The 16,156-nt window shown below is 70.0% G+C and carries 16 protein-coding genes and 1 pseudogene; 6 read left to right on the top strand and 11 right to left on the bottom strand.

Annotated elements, in window-relative coordinates:
• Window positions 1-109 precede the first annotated feature (109 nt).
• Together ACIBBB_RS04710 and ACIBBB_RS04705 are read right to left on the bottom strand one after the other, a co-directional pair.
• A complete protein-coding gene (locus ACIBBB_RS04710; RefSeq protein ID WP_398978633.1) occupies window positions 110-1,534 on the bottom strand; it encodes an ATP-binding protein in 1,425 nt (474 codons plus the stop codon).
• Window positions 1,531-2,265 (bottom strand): response regulator transcription factor, encoded by a 735-nt coding sequence (locus ACIBBB_RS04705; protein ID WP_398978631.1) that lies wholly within the window; start codon window positions 2,263-2,265, stop codon window positions 1,531-1,533. Before ACIBBB_RS04705 ends, ACIBBB_RS04710 begins: the two co-directional genes overlap by 4 nt.
• Before the next feature lie 217 nt (window positions 2,266-2,482).
• Here ACIBBB_RS04705 and ACIBBB_RS04700 point away from each other — a divergent pair, with 217 nt between their 5' ends.
• The 4 genes and pseudogenes from ACIBBB_RS04700 to ACIBBB_RS04685 all read left to right on the top strand — a co-directional run.
• A complete protein-coding gene (locus ACIBBB_RS04700; protein ID WP_398978629.1) occupies window positions 2,483-3,832 on the top strand; it encodes a ferric reductase-like transmembrane domain-containing protein in 1,350 nt (449 codons plus the stop codon).
• A gap of 11 nt (window positions 3,833-3,843) precedes the next feature.
• Window positions 3,844-4,266, top strand: coding sequence for an FMN-binding protein (locus ACIBBB_RS04695; protein WP_398978627.1), 423 nt, complete (start codon window positions 3,844-3,846; stop codon window positions 4,264-4,266).
• Window positions 4,259-4,705 (top strand): FAD:protein FMN transferase, encoded by a 447-nt coding sequence (locus tag ACIBBB_RS04690; protein WP_398978625.1) that lies wholly within the window; start codon window positions 4,259-4,261, stop codon window positions 4,703-4,705. Before ACIBBB_RS04695 ends, ACIBBB_RS04690 begins: the two co-directional genes overlap by 8 nt.
• 145 nt (window positions 4,706-4,850) lie before the next feature.
• Window positions 4,851-5,023 (top strand): annotated as a pseudogene (locus ACIBBB_RS04685) (AraC family transcriptional regulator); the annotation flags it as partial.
• Between the two features lie 280 nt (window positions 5,024-5,303).
• Here the strand turns inward: ACIBBB_RS04685 and ACIBBB_RS04680 are convergent.
• Window positions 5,304-5,744 (bottom strand): spore-associated protein, encoded by a 441-nt coding sequence (locus ACIBBB_RS04680; protein ID WP_398978623.1) that lies wholly within the window; start codon window positions 5,742-5,744, stop codon window positions 5,304-5,306.
• Window positions 5,745-6,056: 312 nt separating this feature from the next.
• Here ACIBBB_RS04680 and ACIBBB_RS04675 point away from each other — a divergent pair, with 312 nt between their 5' ends.
• Together ACIBBB_RS04675 and ACIBBB_RS04670 are read left to right on the top strand one after the other, a co-directional pair.
• Window positions 6,057-6,701, top strand: a complete 645-nt coding sequence (locus ACIBBB_RS04675) for a choice-of-anchor M domain-containing protein (RefSeq protein WP_398978621.1) — start codon at window positions 6,057-6,059, stop codon at window positions 6,699-6,701.
• A 341-nt stretch (window positions 6,702-7,042) separates the two neighbouring features.
• Window positions 7,043-7,435, top strand: a complete 393-nt coding sequence (locus ACIBBB_RS04670) for an SCO5389 family protein (RefSeq protein ID WP_398978619.1) — start codon at window positions 7,043-7,045, stop codon at window positions 7,433-7,435.
• A 77-nt stretch (window positions 7,436-7,512) separates the two neighbouring features.
• Here the strand turns inward: ACIBBB_RS04670 and ACIBBB_RS04665 are convergent, their stop codons facing one another.
• The 8 genes from ACIBBB_RS04665 to ACIBBB_RS04630 all read right to left on the bottom strand — a co-directional run bounded on the left by ACIBBB_RS04665 (window position 7,513) and on the right by ACIBBB_RS04630 (window position 16,156).
• Complete coding sequence (locus ACIBBB_RS04665; protein ID WP_398978617.1) at window positions 7,513-7,950, bottom strand: Fur family transcriptional regulator; 438 nt, start codon at window positions 7,948-7,950, stop codon at window positions 7,513-7,515.
• Window positions 7,951-7,995: 45 nt separating this feature from the next.
• Window positions 7,996-8,484, bottom strand: coding sequence for a hypothetical protein (locus ACIBBB_RS04660; RefSeq protein ID WP_398978615.1), 489 nt, complete (start codon window positions 8,482-8,484; stop codon window positions 7,996-7,998).
• Window positions 8,485-8,510: 26 nt separating this feature from the next.
• Window positions 8,511-9,455, bottom strand: a complete 945-nt coding sequence (locus ACIBBB_RS04655) for an anchored repeat-type ABC transporter permease subunit (RefSeq protein ID WP_398978612.1) — start codon at window positions 9,453-9,455, stop codon at window positions 8,511-8,513.
• Window positions 9,452-10,222: an anchored repeat-type ABC transporter ATP-binding subunit gene (locus ACIBBB_RS04650; protein ID WP_398978610.1), complete on the bottom strand. Its 771-nt coding sequence runs from the start codon at window positions 10,220-10,222 to the stop codon at window positions 9,452-9,454. Before ACIBBB_RS04650 ends, ACIBBB_RS04655 begins: the two co-directional genes overlap by 4 nt.
• Entirely contained in the window at window positions 10,219-11,175 is a 957-nt protein-coding gene (locus ACIBBB_RS04645; RefSeq protein WP_398978608.1) for a TIGR03773 family transporter-associated surface protein, read from the bottom strand. Before ACIBBB_RS04645 ends, ACIBBB_RS04650 begins: the two co-directional genes overlap by 4 nt.
• The gene (locus tag ACIBBB_RS04640) at window positions 11,172-12,746 is read right to left on the bottom strand and encodes an anchored repeat ABC transporter, substrate-binding protein (RefSeq protein ID WP_398978606.1); all 1,575 of its coding nucleotides are present in this window, start codon (window positions 12,744-12,746) and stop codon (window positions 11,172-11,174) included. The genes ACIBBB_RS04645 and ACIBBB_RS04640 overlap by 4 nt, the downstream gene beginning before the upstream one ends.
• A gap of 308 nt (window positions 12,747-13,054) precedes the next feature.
• A complete protein-coding gene (locus tag ACIBBB_RS04635) occupies window positions 13,055-14,764 on the bottom strand; it encodes a choice-of-anchor M domain-containing protein (RefSeq protein ID WP_398978604.1) in 1,710 nt (569 codons plus the stop codon).
• Between the two features lie 129 nt (window positions 14,765-14,893).
• Complete coding sequence (locus tag ACIBBB_RS04630; RefSeq protein WP_398978602.1) at window positions 14,894-16,156, bottom strand: choice-of-anchor M domain-containing protein; 1,263 nt, start codon at window positions 16,154-16,156, stop codon at window positions 14,894-14,896.

Below are 16,156 nucleotides of genomic sequence, written 5' to 3'. Positions count from 1 at the left end.
AAACGGGACACGCGGACGCCGCCGGTTCCTGCTTCAGGCTGTCAGCCGCCGTCTTGACGACGTATCAGCAACACGCCGGTGGTGGTGCGCCTGGCCTCGCACGCGGGTGTCAGCCGGGGAGTGTCAGGCGGAAGGTCGTGTGTCCGGGGCCGCTGGCGACGGTAACGGTTCCGCCGTGGGCGGTGATCACGGCGTGGACGATGGCGAGGCCGAGACCTGTGCTTCCGGTGCTTCGGGAGCGGGAGTGGTCGGCGCGGACGAACCGGCCGAAGACTTCGGGCTGGAGCTCTTCGGGGATACCCGGTCCGTTGTCGCTCACGCTCACGGTGGTGTCGGTCCGGTCGGTGGTGAGAGTGATCGTCACATCGGTGCCGGGCGGGGTGTGGGTGCGGGCGTTGGCAAGGAGGTTGCCGATGGCCTGCTGGAGCCTGTGGGCATCGCCGGTGACCGTGACCGGTTCTTCGGGAAGGTCGAGGAGCCAGTGGTGGCCGGGGGCCGCGGCGCGTGCGTCGTCCGTCGCGTTCAGGATCAGCAGCGTCAGATCGACCGGCTCATGTTCGAGGGGGCGTCCCGCGTCCAGACGGGCGAGGAGGAGCAGGTCGTCCACGAGGCGGGTCATGCGCTGCGACTCGCCGTCGATACGTTCCAGGGCGTGGCGGACCTCGGCGGGGACGGGGCCGTCGTGACGCAGGGCCAGTTCGGCGTGGCCGCGGATGTTGGCGACGGGGGTGCGCAGTTCGTGGCTGGCGTCGGCAGCGAAGTGCCGGAGTCTCTCCTCGCTCGTCTGACGTTGGGTGAGGGCGTCCTCGACGTGGCCGAGCATGTGGTTGAGGGCGGTGCCGACCTGGCCTACCTCGGTACGGGGGTCGGTGTCGGGCAGTGGTCCCGGCATGGCGATCTCGCCGCTGGCGAGCGGCAGCCCGGCCACCTCCGCCGCCCGGGCGGTGACCCGCTGGAGGGGCCGCAGCGAAGCGCGTACCCACAGGGCCCCGGCGATGCCGGTGGCCGCGAGGGCGGCGCCGAAGAGTGCGGCTTCGACCGCTTCGATGCGGTGAACGGTCTCCTCCACGGGATGGAGGGGCAGCCCGGTGATGAGGATGTCCCGGTCGTCGCCGCGGACGGCACTGACGCGGTAGGCCCCGAGAGTGGAGAGGTGAATGCTGTGTCCGTCTCCGTCCACGGGGACACCCGCGAGGGCCCGCCGATCCCCGGCGGTGAGCTGGAGGGGGCGGTCGGTCGCGTCGTCGACGACGGCTGCCTGGGTGACGGCGCCGTCCAGCAGGCGGGCGCCGACGGTCGATTCGGCCTGACCGCGCGTGTCGGGGTGGTTGTCGGCGTCGGGTTCGGCTTCGTGTTCCAGGCTGGCGGCGAAGCGACCACCGGACGCGGTGAGCTGTTCGTCGAGGCGCCCCATCAGGAAGCCCCGGAGAGCGAGGGCGGTGGTGATGCCGACGACGAGGCACGCGAGGGCGAGCAGCAGGACGAGTCCGGCGGTGAGCTGGCCGCGCAGAGTGCGCGGCGGCAGCCGCTTCACGAGGATTCCGGTTTGAGTACGTAGCCGACGCCGCGCACCGTGTGGATCATCGGGGCGCGTCCGGCGTCGATCTTCTTGCGCAGGTAGCTGATGTAGAGCTCGACGATGTGGGCGTGTCCGCCGAAGTCGTAGGCCCAGACCCGGTCGAGGATCTGGTTTTTGGACAGCACCCTGCGCGGGTTGCGCATGAGGAACCGCAGGAGTTCGAACTCGGTGCGCGACAGATCCACGACGGCACCGCCGCGTCTGACCTCCCTGGCCTCTTCGTCCATGGCCAGGTCTCCGACGGTCAGCCAGTTCTGGCCCTGCCCGGTGGCCATGCCGGCCCGCCGGAGGAGCCCGCGCAGACGGGCCAGGACTTCTTCCAGGCTGTAGGGCTTGGTGACGTAGTCGTCGCCGCCGGCGGTGATGCCGGCGACGCGGTCCTCGACAGCGTCGCGGGCGGTCAGGAACAGCACGCACACGCTGGGCGCCTCGCGCCTCAGCTCGCGCATGATCCGCAGGCCGTCGAGGTCGGGCAGCATCCAGTCCAGGACCACCGCGTCGGGCCGGAAGTCGCGGGCGGTGGTGAGAGCGGTCGCGCCGTCGGATGCTGTGCGGACCTGCCAGCCCTCGGCGGTCAGGACCCCGGCCAGGACCTCGGTGACATCGGGCTCGTCGTCCACGACCAGCACCCGCACGGGCTCTCCGTCGGGGCGGTGCAGAAGGGATGTCTTACGCGGCTCGTCCATGGTTCCTTCAGCATCCCCTGCCGAGGGCGGCCGACGGGTGAGACGTGACTCTGAGTTCCCTCTGAATCGGCGCCGAGGGAGGTCCTCGGACCGGCCGGCGGGCTGGTTTCAGAAGGTACGCAGAGGTTGGGCTGTGAGGCTGGCCGCCCGTCGCCGGAGCCGGTCTCATCCGGTTCACCCGGTTCACCCGGTTCACCCGGTTCATCCGAGGAGACTCATGGCCACCATGTACGCGAGCCGCGGGCTGCGCCACCGGCGTCCGCGCCGAAGTGCCGTGCCCTTCCTCGCGCCGCTGGTGATCTGGGCCGGCGCCGGGGGGGTCCTCGCCCTGTGGTGGGGCGATACCACCTCGGTGGTCGGACCGGCGGGCTGGCTCACCGGCGCTGGACGCATCACCGGGCTCCTGGCCGGCTACGCCTGTGCGGTCCTGCTGGCGCTGATGGCCCGTGTCCCGCTCCTGGACCACACGATCGGCACGGACCGGCTCGCCCGCTGGCATGCCCTCGGAGGCCGCTGCACCATCTCCCTGGCCCTCGCCCACACCCTGCTGATCGTCTGGGGCTACTCACTGGCCTCGCACACGAGTGTGGTGGGCCAGACCTCCACACTCGTCCTTGACTACCCCGACCTCCTCAAGGGCACCGCCGGCTTCCTGCTGTTCCTGGCCACCGGGGTCCTCTCGGCCCGCGCGGCCCGGCGCAAGCTGACTTACGAGACCTGGCACTACCTCCACTTCGCCACCTACCTGGCCGTCTTCCTCACCTTCGGACACCAGCTCTCCAACGGAGCCGACTTCGTCGGCAACCGCGCCGCCCAGGCGGCCTGGTACACGCTCTTCCTCGGCGTCGCCACGCTGATCGCCTGGTACCGGTTCGCCGTCCCCGTCCGGCGCGGACTGCGCCACCGGCTGCGGGTCACCGCGGTCCGCCCCGAGGCACCGGGCGTGGTCTCCGTCCACCTCACCGGCGAGCACCTCGACGAACTGGGGGGCGAGCCGGGGCAGTTCCTGCGCTGGCGCTTCCTGGTCCGCGGCCTGTGGTGGACCGCCAACCCCTACTCCCTGTCCGCCCCCGCCCACCCTCACCACCTGCGCATCACCGTGAAAACCGCCGGTGGCCACAGCGCCGCGCTCGCCCACCTCCCGCCCGGCACCCGGGTGTGGGCAGAGGGACCGTACGGCGGCTTCACCGCGAACCGCCGCACGGCTCCCAAAGTCCTGCTCCTGGCCGGTGGCGTCGGCATCACCCCCCTGCGCACGCTCTTCGAGACGCTGCCGGGCCAGGTCACCCTCGTCTACCGGGCCCGCCGCCCCGACGACCTCGCCCTGCGCGGCGAGATCGACGCCATAGCCGCCCGCCGCCAGGCCACTGTGCACTACGTCGTCGACGAGCCCGCCGCGCACTCCTCACCGCTCACCGCCCGGGGCCTGACCACCCTGGTGCCGGACCTGGCCGCACACGACGTCTACCTCTGCGGTCCGCCCGGCATGACACAGACCGCCATCCCTGCCCTGCGCGAAGCCGGCGTCCCGGCACGGCGCATCCACCACGAGTCGTTCGCACTCTGAGGACAACCGCCATGCGCCGAGCAATCCTCGCCACCACCGGAACCAGCGCCCTGATCGTCGCGCTGCTGGCCCTCAAACCCCACCAACTCCCCGCCCTCGCCGGAGTGGACGCCCGTACCCCCACGTCCTCCTCGTCGGGCACGTCGGGCACGTCGGGCACAGGCACGTTCACCGGGGATCCCATCAACACCCGGTACGGAACCGTGCAGGTCGCCGCCACCCTCTCCAACGGAAAGATCACCGCCGTCAAGGTGGTCCAGGCCCCGGACCAGAGCGGCAGGGACCAGCAGATCAGCTCCTACGCCCTGCCCCGCCTCACCCAGGAGGCGATCGGCGCCCAGAGCGCGCACATCGACGCCGTCTCCGGAGCCAGCTACACCAGCCAGGGCTACATCCAGTCCCTGCAGAGCGCCCTGGACCAAGCCCATGCCTGACACCACACACGGGCTGCGCCACGTCGAACACGTCATGGGCACCGTCTTCTCCTTCGACATCCGGGACAAGCCCACCACCACCATCCACGACGCCCTCGCCGAAGCCGTGCGGCAACTCCACGACGTCGACGCCGTGTTCTCCACCTACCAACCCGACAGCCACATCAGCCGCCTCGACCGGGGCGACATCCGACTCGACGACTGCCCTCCCCAAGTCCACCAAGTCCTGTCCCTCTGCGCGCGGGCCACCGATGTCACCGACGGCTGGTTCAGCATCGTCCCCGCCGGAACCCTCGACCCCTCGGGCCTCGTCAAGGGCTGGGCCACCGAAGCCGCATCCCAACTGCTCAGCGAAGCCGGCGCTGTAACCGCCCACGTGGCTGTACTGGACACGGAGTCCAGAGTTCCGCAGTGGCCGGTAGACACGCCCGCGTGGTAGGTGATCCGGTGGTCGTGCTCCGTAGAGCCGGTCACACCGCCCGACTGATGTCGGGAACCGACCGTGTCGAGGGGGCTCTTGTGGGGGAACGGGCCGGGGTGTCGAGGGGCCGGTGGCGTGAGCGGGGCGGGCGGAGGTCTGTCTCGTGAGCCCGGGGCTGGACACGGCGTTCATAGCGCCGCGGGACCGGGAGGAGGTGGTCCGCAACGCGGTGTGGGAGTCGATGGTGGCGGTCGACATCGACCACGGCCCGCCGGCGCGGGCGACGGCGTCACCCTCCGCCGCACGGAGCGCCTCGCCCGCCAGGACGAGGAGCCGGGCCAACCCCCGGCCCACGCGGCGTGGACTGCCTGGCCGACAAGGGCTACCGGGGCGCCGGTGACACCGTCCGCGTTCCCCTCTCGACGCTGGGAGACGCTGTCCGCAAGCCAGCGGGCTGTCCACCGCTCTCACTCGAAATCCTGACCGGCCGAACCGCCGCGAGTTCCCGCGCCTCCCCGCGACGCGTGGACGCCTTCCCCAAGACGTCTGCGGTGGGGTCCGGAACGCCGGACCCAGGGGTGGCGCGGAAACTCGCTGCCGTGGGGCTGAACCGGGGTCAGCGGACGGTGGTGACCCGGTGCTCCTTCAGGGCCGCGCAGTTGGAGTTCTCCACCGAGACGTACACGTTGGCGATGTTGCCACCCCAGCTGACGCAGTAGCCCTTGCCGTAGACACGGCTCGGACCCGCGTACGACGTGAAGTTCCCGGAGTCGTCGGCCCACTCGCCGGTGTCGGGCACGTAGATGTACGCCGACATGAGCTTGGCGGTGCCCGGGTTGGTGCGGATGGTCGCGACGCAGTTCTTGCCGTTCGCGGAGTTGTACGTGAGGTAGACCGTGCCGTATGAACCGATGGGAGCCGAGTTCACGGTCTTGTAGCCGCTGCCGCAGACTCCCTGCGGCGTGACGTTGGGCGCGGCGTGCGCGGTGGCGCCGAACGCGGCCGTGGTTCCCACCACCAGCGCGGTCAACGCTCCTGCGGACGCGACATTACGCATGATTCCCACAATTTCCCCCTTATGACTCCGAGAGCGGTTTGCTCACACTTGATAGACCCTCCAACGGCACGGATGGTTGTACCCGGTTCGACGCGGAGGTGTCGCGGTGTCACCCGGCGGCGTCCCGTCCCTACGCGGCTCGCGCGCAGACACCCGGGCTTGCCCCTCCTCGGGCTGGACCACCGTGTCGAGGGGCACGCACCCGCGAACGCCCTCACACACCTGAGAGGTGGGTCACCCCGGAAATTATTGAACATGGTTTTCATTCCAGATAGTGTTCCGCATGTCCACTTCATCTCAACAGGAGGTTCGATGTCCGGAACCCTGACTCGCGCCATATTCTTCTCCGGCGCGGTCGCTGCCTCGATCGGCCTGGCCGCCGCTCCGGCCCAGGCCGCCGCCGTCACCCTGTCCGAAGGTCACGTCGATGTCATCGACATCGCCTACGAGGGCGGCGCGCTCGAACTGGGTCTGCACGACGAGACCACCGGCACCCCGGTCGAGAGGGACCCGGCCGAGGTCACACTGCGCGTCAAGCCGGAGGCGGAGATGGCCGTGCCCGGCAACAGCGCCTTCTCCTTCCTCGGCTCTCCCGGCGACCCGGTGTGGATCCTTCCGCAGACCGAGAACCCCGATCTGCTGTTCGCCGGCTGGGCCGCACACGAGGTGCCGACCGGCACTTTCCAGAACAACTCCGTCCAGTTGAAGCTGACCGCGGTCAGCGGCCCCGCCGACGTCAGCCTCTACGACATGAACCTCACCGCCCCCGTCAAGCGGTTCGACAGCGGGGACGGCCTGCCCGACTCCGTGAACGTCTCCGCGGGCGCCCACCACCACACCAACTGGGCCTTCGAGGCCGAGGGAGACTACACACTCACCTTCCAGGCAACGGGCACGCTCACCGACGGCACGACGATGAACTCCGCCCCCGTGGACTACCACTTCACCGTCGGCTGAGCCCCCCGGGGGCGAGGCAGCGCACTCGGACCCTTCCCGGGAACTGATCGCGGCGGCAGCTGAACCCGTCCCACGCGGACACCGCGCGCCGAACTCCCGAGTCCTGGCGATTCGCCTACCGGCCCCGCCACGCCTCACCGCGCGGACATCGAGGCACTGCGCCACGGACGGCGCGCACGTGAATGGCGGGTGGTTCCTGAGACGTCAGGGGCCACCCGCCCTCGTCCACCTGCGCAACGCCGCAGCCTGGGCCAACCAGGCCACCGGCACTGACCTGGCCGAGCAGGCCGACCCCCACTTCGCAAACCGCGATTCCCCGAGCGACAGGACACCCACCTGTCATGCCACTCGACGTCTCCCCGCAGCCGCCCGCCGACGCCGAGCTCGGCGAGGTCCGTGAAGAAGACTGCGTGGAAACCGTCCGTACTTCTCTGCCGTACGCCTACACGCTCGTCGCGAGCCTCGTCGATGAGCTGCGCGGCGGCGTCACCGAGTTGACCGGCAACCACACTCCGCCGCCATCGGAGAAGGAGCGCGGGCAGCTGCCTCGGACGCTGTCCAGCGACGCCGTCCGCGGCGGCCCGGAGCGGCACTTCGGTGTCGGCCTGGCCTTCATGAACCGCCACCGCGTCGCCGTGTTCCGTCCCGAGGCGGTCCGAGGCGAGACGCACAGGAAGTTCACCTCGCTGCGCTCGCAGATCCTCAACCGGTCGCCCGAGTTCCGCGACCGCTGATCCCGCCGCCCGGGGCCGAGGCTCGCCCCGGCCCCGGGGGTGTGTCCGCTGGTCCGGGATGTGCGGGGCGCATCTTCTCAGGCGTCCTCGGTGGGCACACACTGCGCACAGGTGCCCGCCACGCTTATCGCGTGGCGTACGTCCCGGAAGCCGTACCGGGGACCGATGCCGGCGAACCAGTCCTCCAGTGCCCGGCAGGTGAAGGGCACACTGTCACCGCACGCCGTGCACACCAGGTGGTGGTCATGGACCGGCGGCACGTACCGGTAGACGCGCCCCCAGATGCCGCCCCGGTGGAGCACTTCGACCAGCCCCTCCGATTCGGCGGCTGTGAGGGTGCGATAGATGGTGGACAGACTGATCGCCATGCCCCGGGCACTGATCATCATGTGGAGCCGCGGGGCAGTGACAAACCCTTCCACACCGGCGAGTACGTTCAGGATCACAGCCCTGCGCTCGGTCGCCGGGCGGCTGGGCACGCCCTCCCGTTCGGAGTTCGGCCGGGTGCGACTCACCGCTGGGACCTCCTTCCAACTCATGTCCGGACGTTGTCGTGCTCGTCAGTTCTCCAGCAGACGGCCCCAGACCACCAGTCGGTAGCGGGAGGTGTATTCAGGGGTGCAGGTGGTCAGCGTGAGGTAACGGCCGGGCATGGCAGCCCCGGGGTAGTGACCGACGAACCCACGGTCGAGGACGAGGTATTCGTCGACGCCCTCGGCGATCGGCGCGGTCAGCCCGCTGCGGGGGATACGCAGGACCGCGAACGTCTGAGAGCTCGCTGGGCGACGTCTCTGACTACTGCCGGCGGCGGTGGCGTCGCGCCCATCGTCCGCGCGGCGCCCGCGGGCGTTCGGTTCCTGTCCGCTACCGGGGGCGCCCTCCGATCCCGTGGCGCGATCCGGGCCCGGCTCGCCAGGGTGCCCCCACCGCTGTTCCAGCCGTTCCACCTCGCTGCGGGCCCGCGCCTGGGCGGCGTGGTTGGTCCACCACAGCAGGTAGACGGCGAAAAGCACCATCACCATGCCCAGCGTCAATGCCGCGTCGCTCACCCCTCGGACCACCCGGTGCACCGTGTTCACCCCGCCGGAGTGCGCTCGGTCGGCGCCGCCTGTTCCGCTGTCGCGGAGGGCCCCGGCACGAATGCCGCCTGTTCGGGCTCGTGTACTGCCTTCCCGCGGTGGCGCCTTGACATGAGGAGGCCGTGGTGAGGGGCAAGCAGCCAGCACAGGACGAACACGCCCGTGACAACGAGGACGATCAGGCCACCGGCAGCCAGGTTCAGGGCGTACGAGAGGTAGAGGCCGGTCACCGCGGAACCGGCACCGATGGCGGGAGCAACTGTCATCATCACGCCGATCCGGTCGGTGAGCAGACGCGCGCAGGCCGCCGGCGTGATCAGCAGGGCGAGGACCAGGATATTGCCGACGGCCTGGAGCGAGATCACGACGGTGATGGTGACCAGCGCGTACAGGGCGATGTCCAGGGCGAAGACGGGCAGTCCGGCGGCTTTCGCGGTCTCGCGGTCCAGGCTCACGGTGACCAGTTCCTTGTGCACCGCGCCCGCGACGAACAGCAGGATCAGTCCCGTGAGCGCGACGGTGACGACATCGCCGTCGCTGATGCCGAGGATCTGCCCGAAGAGGAAGGACTCCAGGGAACCGCTGTAGCCGGGGGCGGTGCTGAGGATGACGATGCCCAGCCCGAAGGCCGCGGCGAAGAAGACGCCGATGACGGTGTCCTCCTTCAGGCGGCGGTTCTGGGAGACCACGGCGATCGCCACAGCGGTCAGCAGACCGGCGATGGCACCGCCGATCACCAGATTGAATTGGACGACGAAGGCGATCGCCACACCGGGAAAGACGGCGTGGGAGACGGCGTCGCCGATGAACGCCATGCCCCGCAGGACCACGTGGGCGCCGACGACGCCGGAGACGATGCCGCACATGACAGCGACCGCGAAGGCCCGCCGCATGAACAGGTGCTCCCACGGACCGGTCAGGAAGTCGGTGATCGCGCTCATCGTGTCACTCCCAGGGAGGTCAGCAGCTGGTCGGATCTGGTCACGCCGAAGGCGCGCAGCCACACAGCCGGGTCCCGCAGCGTCTCAGGAGCCCCATCGGCGATCACGGTCTTGTTGAGCAGGCAGAGCCGGGTCGCCATGTCCGCGGCCGCCGGGAGGTCGTGGGTGGTCATCAGCAGCGCCCTGTCCTCCTCGCGCAATTGCTGGAAAAGGGTGGTGAGGAGTTCCTGGGTGGGTATGTCGAGTCCGGTGAACGGCTCGTCCAGCAAGAGGAGTTTCGGGCGCAGGGAGAGTGCGCGCGCGACGAGGACACGCTGGCGCTGGCCGCCGGAGAGTTCTCCGATCGGTCGTCGGCGCAGATCCGTCATGGACACGCGTTCAAGGGCTTCCCGCACGGCTTCGCGGTCCGTGTGCCGGGGGCGGCGCATCCAGCCGATCCGATGGGTGCGCCCGGTGAGGACGGCCTTCTCGACGGAGAGGGGGAAGTCCCAGGCGAACTCGTGGCGTTGGGGTACGTAGCCGACCGTGCCCCGCCGGCGGTCCACGGGCTGCCCTTCGAGGCGGATGGTTCCGCTGCGCGGGGTGAGCAGGCCGAGGACCGCGCGCAGCAGCGTGGTCTTGCCCGCGCCGTTCGGGCCGATGAGTCCGACGAGTTCGCCACTGCGCACCGTGAGGTCTATGTCGTTCAGGGCGAGGCGGCCGCCGAGTTCGACGGCGACCGAGCGTATGTCGAGCGCGGGAGCCCCCGTCGCGGTGTCGTCGGTCACTGGCCCTCCCCTTCAGCGCGGGAGGCGTCACGAGTGTCGTCGTCGGCCGGGGGGCCGTCCGCCACTGCCTTGCCGCGGCCCCGGCGCCACACCAGCGCACCGGAGATCGCCGCCACCGCGGTGGCGGCGCCGACGCCCCACCACAGGCCGGCGGTCGAGTCACCGCTCGTTCCTGACGGCTCCGCCGCCGGATCCTGGGTGTTCGGTGTGGACGGCTTTTCGGCGGGCGGCTTGGCCACGAATGCCTTCGCCGGGTCCTGCGGGCCGACGGAGAACCGCAGGGTTCGGGTGTCGTGGTGGCTCTTGCCGTCCTTGGTCTTCGCGCTCATGGTCACGTCGAGCAGATAAGTGCCGGGCTTGGTGAACGCCCAGTTTCCGTGAACGTGGCTGTTGATCTCGATCCCGGTCTCCTGCGGGAGCTTCGCGGTCCCGTCGAAGAGGATCCTCGGGGCGCCGAAGCTGCCATTGAGGAAGAGGACGAAGTCACCCGGCCCTTCAACCGCGTTGAGCTGCCAGGTCACCTCCCGGTCGACGGTGGCGGCGACCTCGGGTTCCTGGCTGTTCCAGCCCGGCCAGAGGATGCCTTCCTGCTGGACCTGCGGCAGCAGCCATATGTGACTGCCGGGTGTGCCGAGGAAGCTGAACGCCTTGTCCTCGGGGACCTTGATCCTGGCGGTGTCGTTGACCTGGAGGACGACGTCCGTGGTGTCGCGCCAGATGGCGGGCTCGACGGTGTCGTCACGGACCTGCACCGTCCACCGGCCGTGGTCGAAGCGCGGCCCCATGTCGATGTGGCCGTCGCCGACGACGGTGCGGCCCTTCCCGGTTTCCGGGGCGGCGTGGGACTCGGCCCCGGGGGTCGGTGACTCGGCCGCGGCGAGAGCCGGGGTCAGTGCCAGCAGGAGGGTCGCGGCGGCGGTCGCCACGCCTCTGCGTGCCGTGGTGGTGTTCACTTCTTCGTGCCTCCGAGGCAGGAGCGGAGCTCGTCGGCGTTGTGCCGCATCATGTCGGTGTAGTGCTGGGCGTTGTCGTCGAAGGCGTCGCCGTAGAGCGTGCAGACCTTGACGTGCTGGTCCTTGGCGACCTGGGTGAGCACGGTGGCCCGCTGTACCAGGTTCGGCTCCATGAAGACCGCCCGGACCTTCAGGTTCTGGATGGTGCGCGACAGCTTCTCCACGTCGTCCGCGCTGGGTTCCTGTGCCGGGTTGGGTACGACAAAGCCGGCGACCGTCATGTCGTAGGCGTCGGCGAGGTAGCCGAAGGCGTCATGCGTCGTGATCAACTGCCGCTGGCCGGACGGGATCGCGGCGATCTGGTCGCGTACGTACGCGTCGAGTTCGTCGAGTTGCTCCTCGTACGTGCGCGTGCGGGCGTGGTACGTCGTGGCGCCCTCGGGGTCCCGCTTCTTGAGGGTGTCGCGGATCAGCAGCGCGTACGCCTTGGCGTTCTGCACGTCCTGCCACAGGTGCGGGTCGATCTCGCCGTGCACATGCTTGCCCAGGACGGCCTGCGGCAGCTGGTAGATCTCGGCGCCGGGGGCGCCGAGGAAGGAGAACCGCTTCTCGCCGGGCACCTTCTCCAGCGCACGGCTGGGTACGTCGATGACGAGGTCTCCCGGCGGGATCTCCTCCTGCGTCTTGCCCTTCGTACGCAGGTCGGTGAAGGCGGACATCTTCCCGTTGTCGACGTTCACCGTCAGATCGGTGTGTCCTTCGTCAAGAACGGTGTCCCCCGGCCCGGCAACGGTATGGGGGTCAACACCGACCGCGAAGGTGAACGTGCCTTTCCCAACCGGCTGTGGCGCCTTGTCGTCGGGGTTCTTCAGCTTCGCCTCAAGACTCAGCCGGTACACGCCGGGCTTGGTGAAGGCCCAGTTCAGGTGGGTGTGGGCGGCCGGCGGCAGGCTGGTGGAGTCCTTCGCCGAGAAGCCGTCCGCGGAGTTGAAGTAGATCTTCGGCCGGCCCAGGGACTCGGTCAGATAGGCGACCAGCTCGCCAGGGCCTTGGACGTCGGTGGCGGAGAGAAGGATGTCGGAGGAACGGGTCGCACCCCGTGCTTCGCCATCCCCTCGCACGCGCAGGCCGAGCCAGACCACATCCAGGCCGACGTCCTCGACCAGCGGGATGACGTTCGCGCCGTACGTCTCGGACGCCTCGGCGAGCGAGACGTTCGGAGTGCCCTTGCGGGCATTGGCATCCACGGTCTTGATCAGGGCGTGCTCTTCGAGGAGCAAATGGTTGGTGAAGGTGACGTCCGCCTCGGAGACCGCGTCGGCGTCCCTCGGGGTGGGCTCGTAGGAATGCGGGTCACCGCCGGGCGGCACGATTGATGTGACCTGCACGCGGTCACCCCCGACCTCGCGGACAAGGTCTGCGAGGATCTCGGTGGTGGTCACCACCCTCAGTGCCGCGCCCGGCTTCTCATCGTCGGCCGCGGGCCGGGCGTGGCCCGTGCAGCCGGTCAGGGCCGCGCCGAGGGCGGCAGCGGCGGCAAGCGTCCGTACGACGGGTCTGGGAACGCGCATGATGAAGGAACTCCCAACAGGCAGGGGGTCGGCGCCGGGGAAGAGGACTCCCGGCGCCGACCCGGGGGAAGAGTGCCGGCGGCTAGGCCGTGTCTGACACATGGCGCCGTCCGCCCGCAGGGCGGGGCGCGCGCCCGCCGCGGAGCGGCTGATGACTCGTCGGCGCGTGCGATCGCAGGGCGGAGGATCGTTCTCGTACTGGACGTACGTGGACGAGTCCGACAACGCGGCGAACGTGCGTGCCGGGCGTCGCGCGCCAGGCGGGATTTGTCAGACACGGCCCAGAGCCGGGTCGCGGGGCGCACCGTTCAGGACTGGACAGCTTCGCCACCCGCCGCGGTGGTCACGGTGCGGCGCCGGTCGGCGCGACTTAGCAGCATGGCCGCGGCGCCGCCGAGAACCAGAACCCCGGCGCCCATGGCGAGCGGAACTGCCGCGCCGCCACCGGTGTGGGCCATGCTGCCCCCGGTGTCGCCTTCGCTGCCGGTCATCGAGGACCCGCCGGTGCCGGAACCGCCCGGATTGGACCTCGAACCGCCATCCGAACCGGAACCGGAGCTACTGCCACCGGTGGCGCTGCCGGAACCTCCGGTGGAGCCACCGTCGTTGCCGCCGCCGGGGGTGACCGCGTTCGGGTCGACGTCACCGACCGCGAAGGTGTACGTGCGGCTGTCCGATGCGGGCCGCCCGTTGGGCAACGTACCGCTCAGGCGGAAGGTGACCTTGTACGTGCCCTGCTTGCTGAAGCCCCAGTTGGCGTGCGCGTGCACGCCCAGGTTGACCTTGTGGGTGTCGGGCAGGCCGTCCTCGCTGTCGAAGAGGACCTGCGCGCCGCCCAGCCCCGCGGTCTCCCAGATCGCCAACGATCCGGGGCCGGTGACCTTGGTCAGCTTCATGTCGATCGGGCCCTTGAGGTCTCCGCCGTCCAGGGCCTCGGTGTTCCAGCCGGCCCACACCACGCCCTGCTTCTGCACCTGCGGAATCAGCCAGAAGTAGCCGCCGGCCGTACCCAGGAACGAGTAGGCGGTGTCGGCCGGGATCTTCTCCTTCGCCTGTGGGTTCACATGGAGCACCACGGAGGACGGCTCACGCCAGACGATGTCGCTCGGGTCGCGGCTGTCCTTGAACAGCGTCCGCAGCTTCCCGCCGACCATCTTCCCGGCGATCGCGTCCACGTGCCCGTCGTCGATGACGACTTTCTGGTCGGCGATTGGGTCACCGGCGGCCTTTACGTCCGATGCCGGGCCGGTTCCCGGGCGGGTGGCCGCCGCGCCGTCACCGGCCGCCGATGGTGTGGGCGTGGGCGTGGGGTCGGGGGAAGGCCGCGGGGCCGACGCAACGCGTACGGTCCACTCCGCCTTGGTGGTTGCGGTCTTTCCGGTCGCGAGCCGGGCGGTGGCCGTCGACGTGAGCCGGTACTCCCCCGGCTTCGTGAACGCCCAGGCGACCTCACCGCTGTCGGCGGGAGGGAGCGCCTTGGCGTCGGGAAGTCCGTCGGCGCTGTTGAACAGCACCTGCGGGCCGGATGCCTCTGCGCCGGCGGTGGCGTCCTTCGCGGGCTGGAACACCGCGACATTCCCTGGTCCTTCGATACCGGTGAGCGCCCACTCCACCTCGCTCTCAGCGAGTTGGCCCACCGGGATGCCGGTGGTGTCCCACCGCGGGGCCTCGTCCGGGACCTGTCCACCGGGCGTGGAGCCTTCCAGGACCCACACCGGGGTTCCGGGCCTGCCCAGGAAGGTGTAGTCGTCGTCCTCGGGGACGGTGGTGCGGGCGTCGCCGCCGACATCGAGGTCCGGGGCGGGCGTGCTCGATGACGGGGCTCGGGCGTCGTGCTTCAGGTCGAGCGACAGCTCGCCGTCGTCGAGTGACAGGACAACGTTCGTCCGCGGGGCGGCGGGCGCCAGAGCGCCGTTGTCCGGGCTGTCGGCGAACGCCACCGGCGCCAGGCCCGCGGCCAAGGCCGCGGAACCAACGGCCGCGGCTGCGGCCCACCGCGAATTCTTGGGTGATGCCATGGGGTTGGGCACTCCTCATCCAGCGACGGCCTTCGGCACATCGCGATCGACTCATGGACCGGGCGGGCGCGCGTCCGGGTTTCGCGTGGACCATGCGAGAACCCGGGCGATCCGCTCCAGGCGTGGGAATCAGGAGGTCGCGAGGCTCGCGTCTGCGGGCGCCGAGCGCGCCTTGCGCCGGTGCGGATACACCGCGGCACCGGCCCCCGCCGCGAGGAGAACCGCGCCGCCCAGGCCGAGCGGCAGCGCTACGCCGGCGCCGGTTTCGGCGAGTTCGCCGTCGGGCGATGTGCCACCGTCCGCACCGCCGTCGGCCGAGCCTCCGTCGGTGGCGCCCCCGTCCGTAGCGCCGTCGGTCGCGGCACCGTCAGTGGATCCACCGTCGGTCGTCGCACCGTCAGTGGATCCACCGTCGGTCGTGGCACCGTTGGTGGATCCACCGTCGGTCGTGGCACCGTTGGTGGATCCACCGTCCGTCGTGCCGCCGTCCGTCGCACCACCATCGGTGGCCCCCCCGTCCGTACCGCCGTCGGTGGTGCCTCCATCACCCCCAGCGGTCTGACCACCAACGGTCGTACCGCCGTCCGCACCCCCGTCGGTGGTACCGCCATCACCGCCACCGGTCTGACCACCGCTCTGGCCACCCTCGCCAGGCAGGGTCACGTCGTCCGGGTCGACATCGCCGACGGCCATCGTGAACACCTGGCTGTCGGAAACGTCCTCGCCCGAGGCGAGCTTCGCCTTGAAGGTGAACGTCATCCGGTAGACGCCCTGCTTGGTGAAGGCCCAGTTGGCGTGCTCATGGGTTTGCGCCCGTACCTGATACGTGTCGGGCAGGCCGTCGCGGGTGTCGAAACGCATCAGCGGCTCACCGAACGGGGACCAGCCGAAGACGATGAGATCTCCGGGGCCCTCGACCTGGTCCAACGAAAGGCCGAACGTGCCCTGGGTGTCAGCCGCTTGGAATGCCTCGGTGTTCCAACCGGCCCACAGCACCTCGGGGTCCTGCGTCTGCGGTACGGCGTAGTAGGTGTCGCCCGCATTCCCGAGGAAGGCGAGCCCGTCCGCCGGATCCGGGATCGTCTCCTGGCCCTTGGACGTCAGATGCATGATCACCGAGCCCGGCTCACGCCACACCGCGTCATTCGTCCTGCTGTCCCTGAACAGCGTGCGGAACGTGCCGTTCACCAGGCGCGGTGCGACCGCGTCGACGTGCCCTTGGTCAATGACGACGCGTTCGTCGAGTACGTCACTCGGCGTGGGATCCGCTGCCGGTACCGCCGCGTACGCCGCTGGAACGGTGCTCGTACCGCCACCTCCGGCGGCTCCCACGGAAACCAGCCCGGCCACGGCCAGAGCCAGCACCCCCACCACACGCGCAGACCGCGTCAT

It is taken from the genome of Streptomyces sp. NPDC051217 (genome assembly GCF_044455465.1).
Lineage (GTDB): Bacteria > Actinomycetota > Actinomycetes > Streptomycetales > Streptomycetaceae > Streptomyces.
Note: the sequence above shows the minus strand (reverse complement) of the source record. Positions and strands in the feature narration are given on the sequence as shown.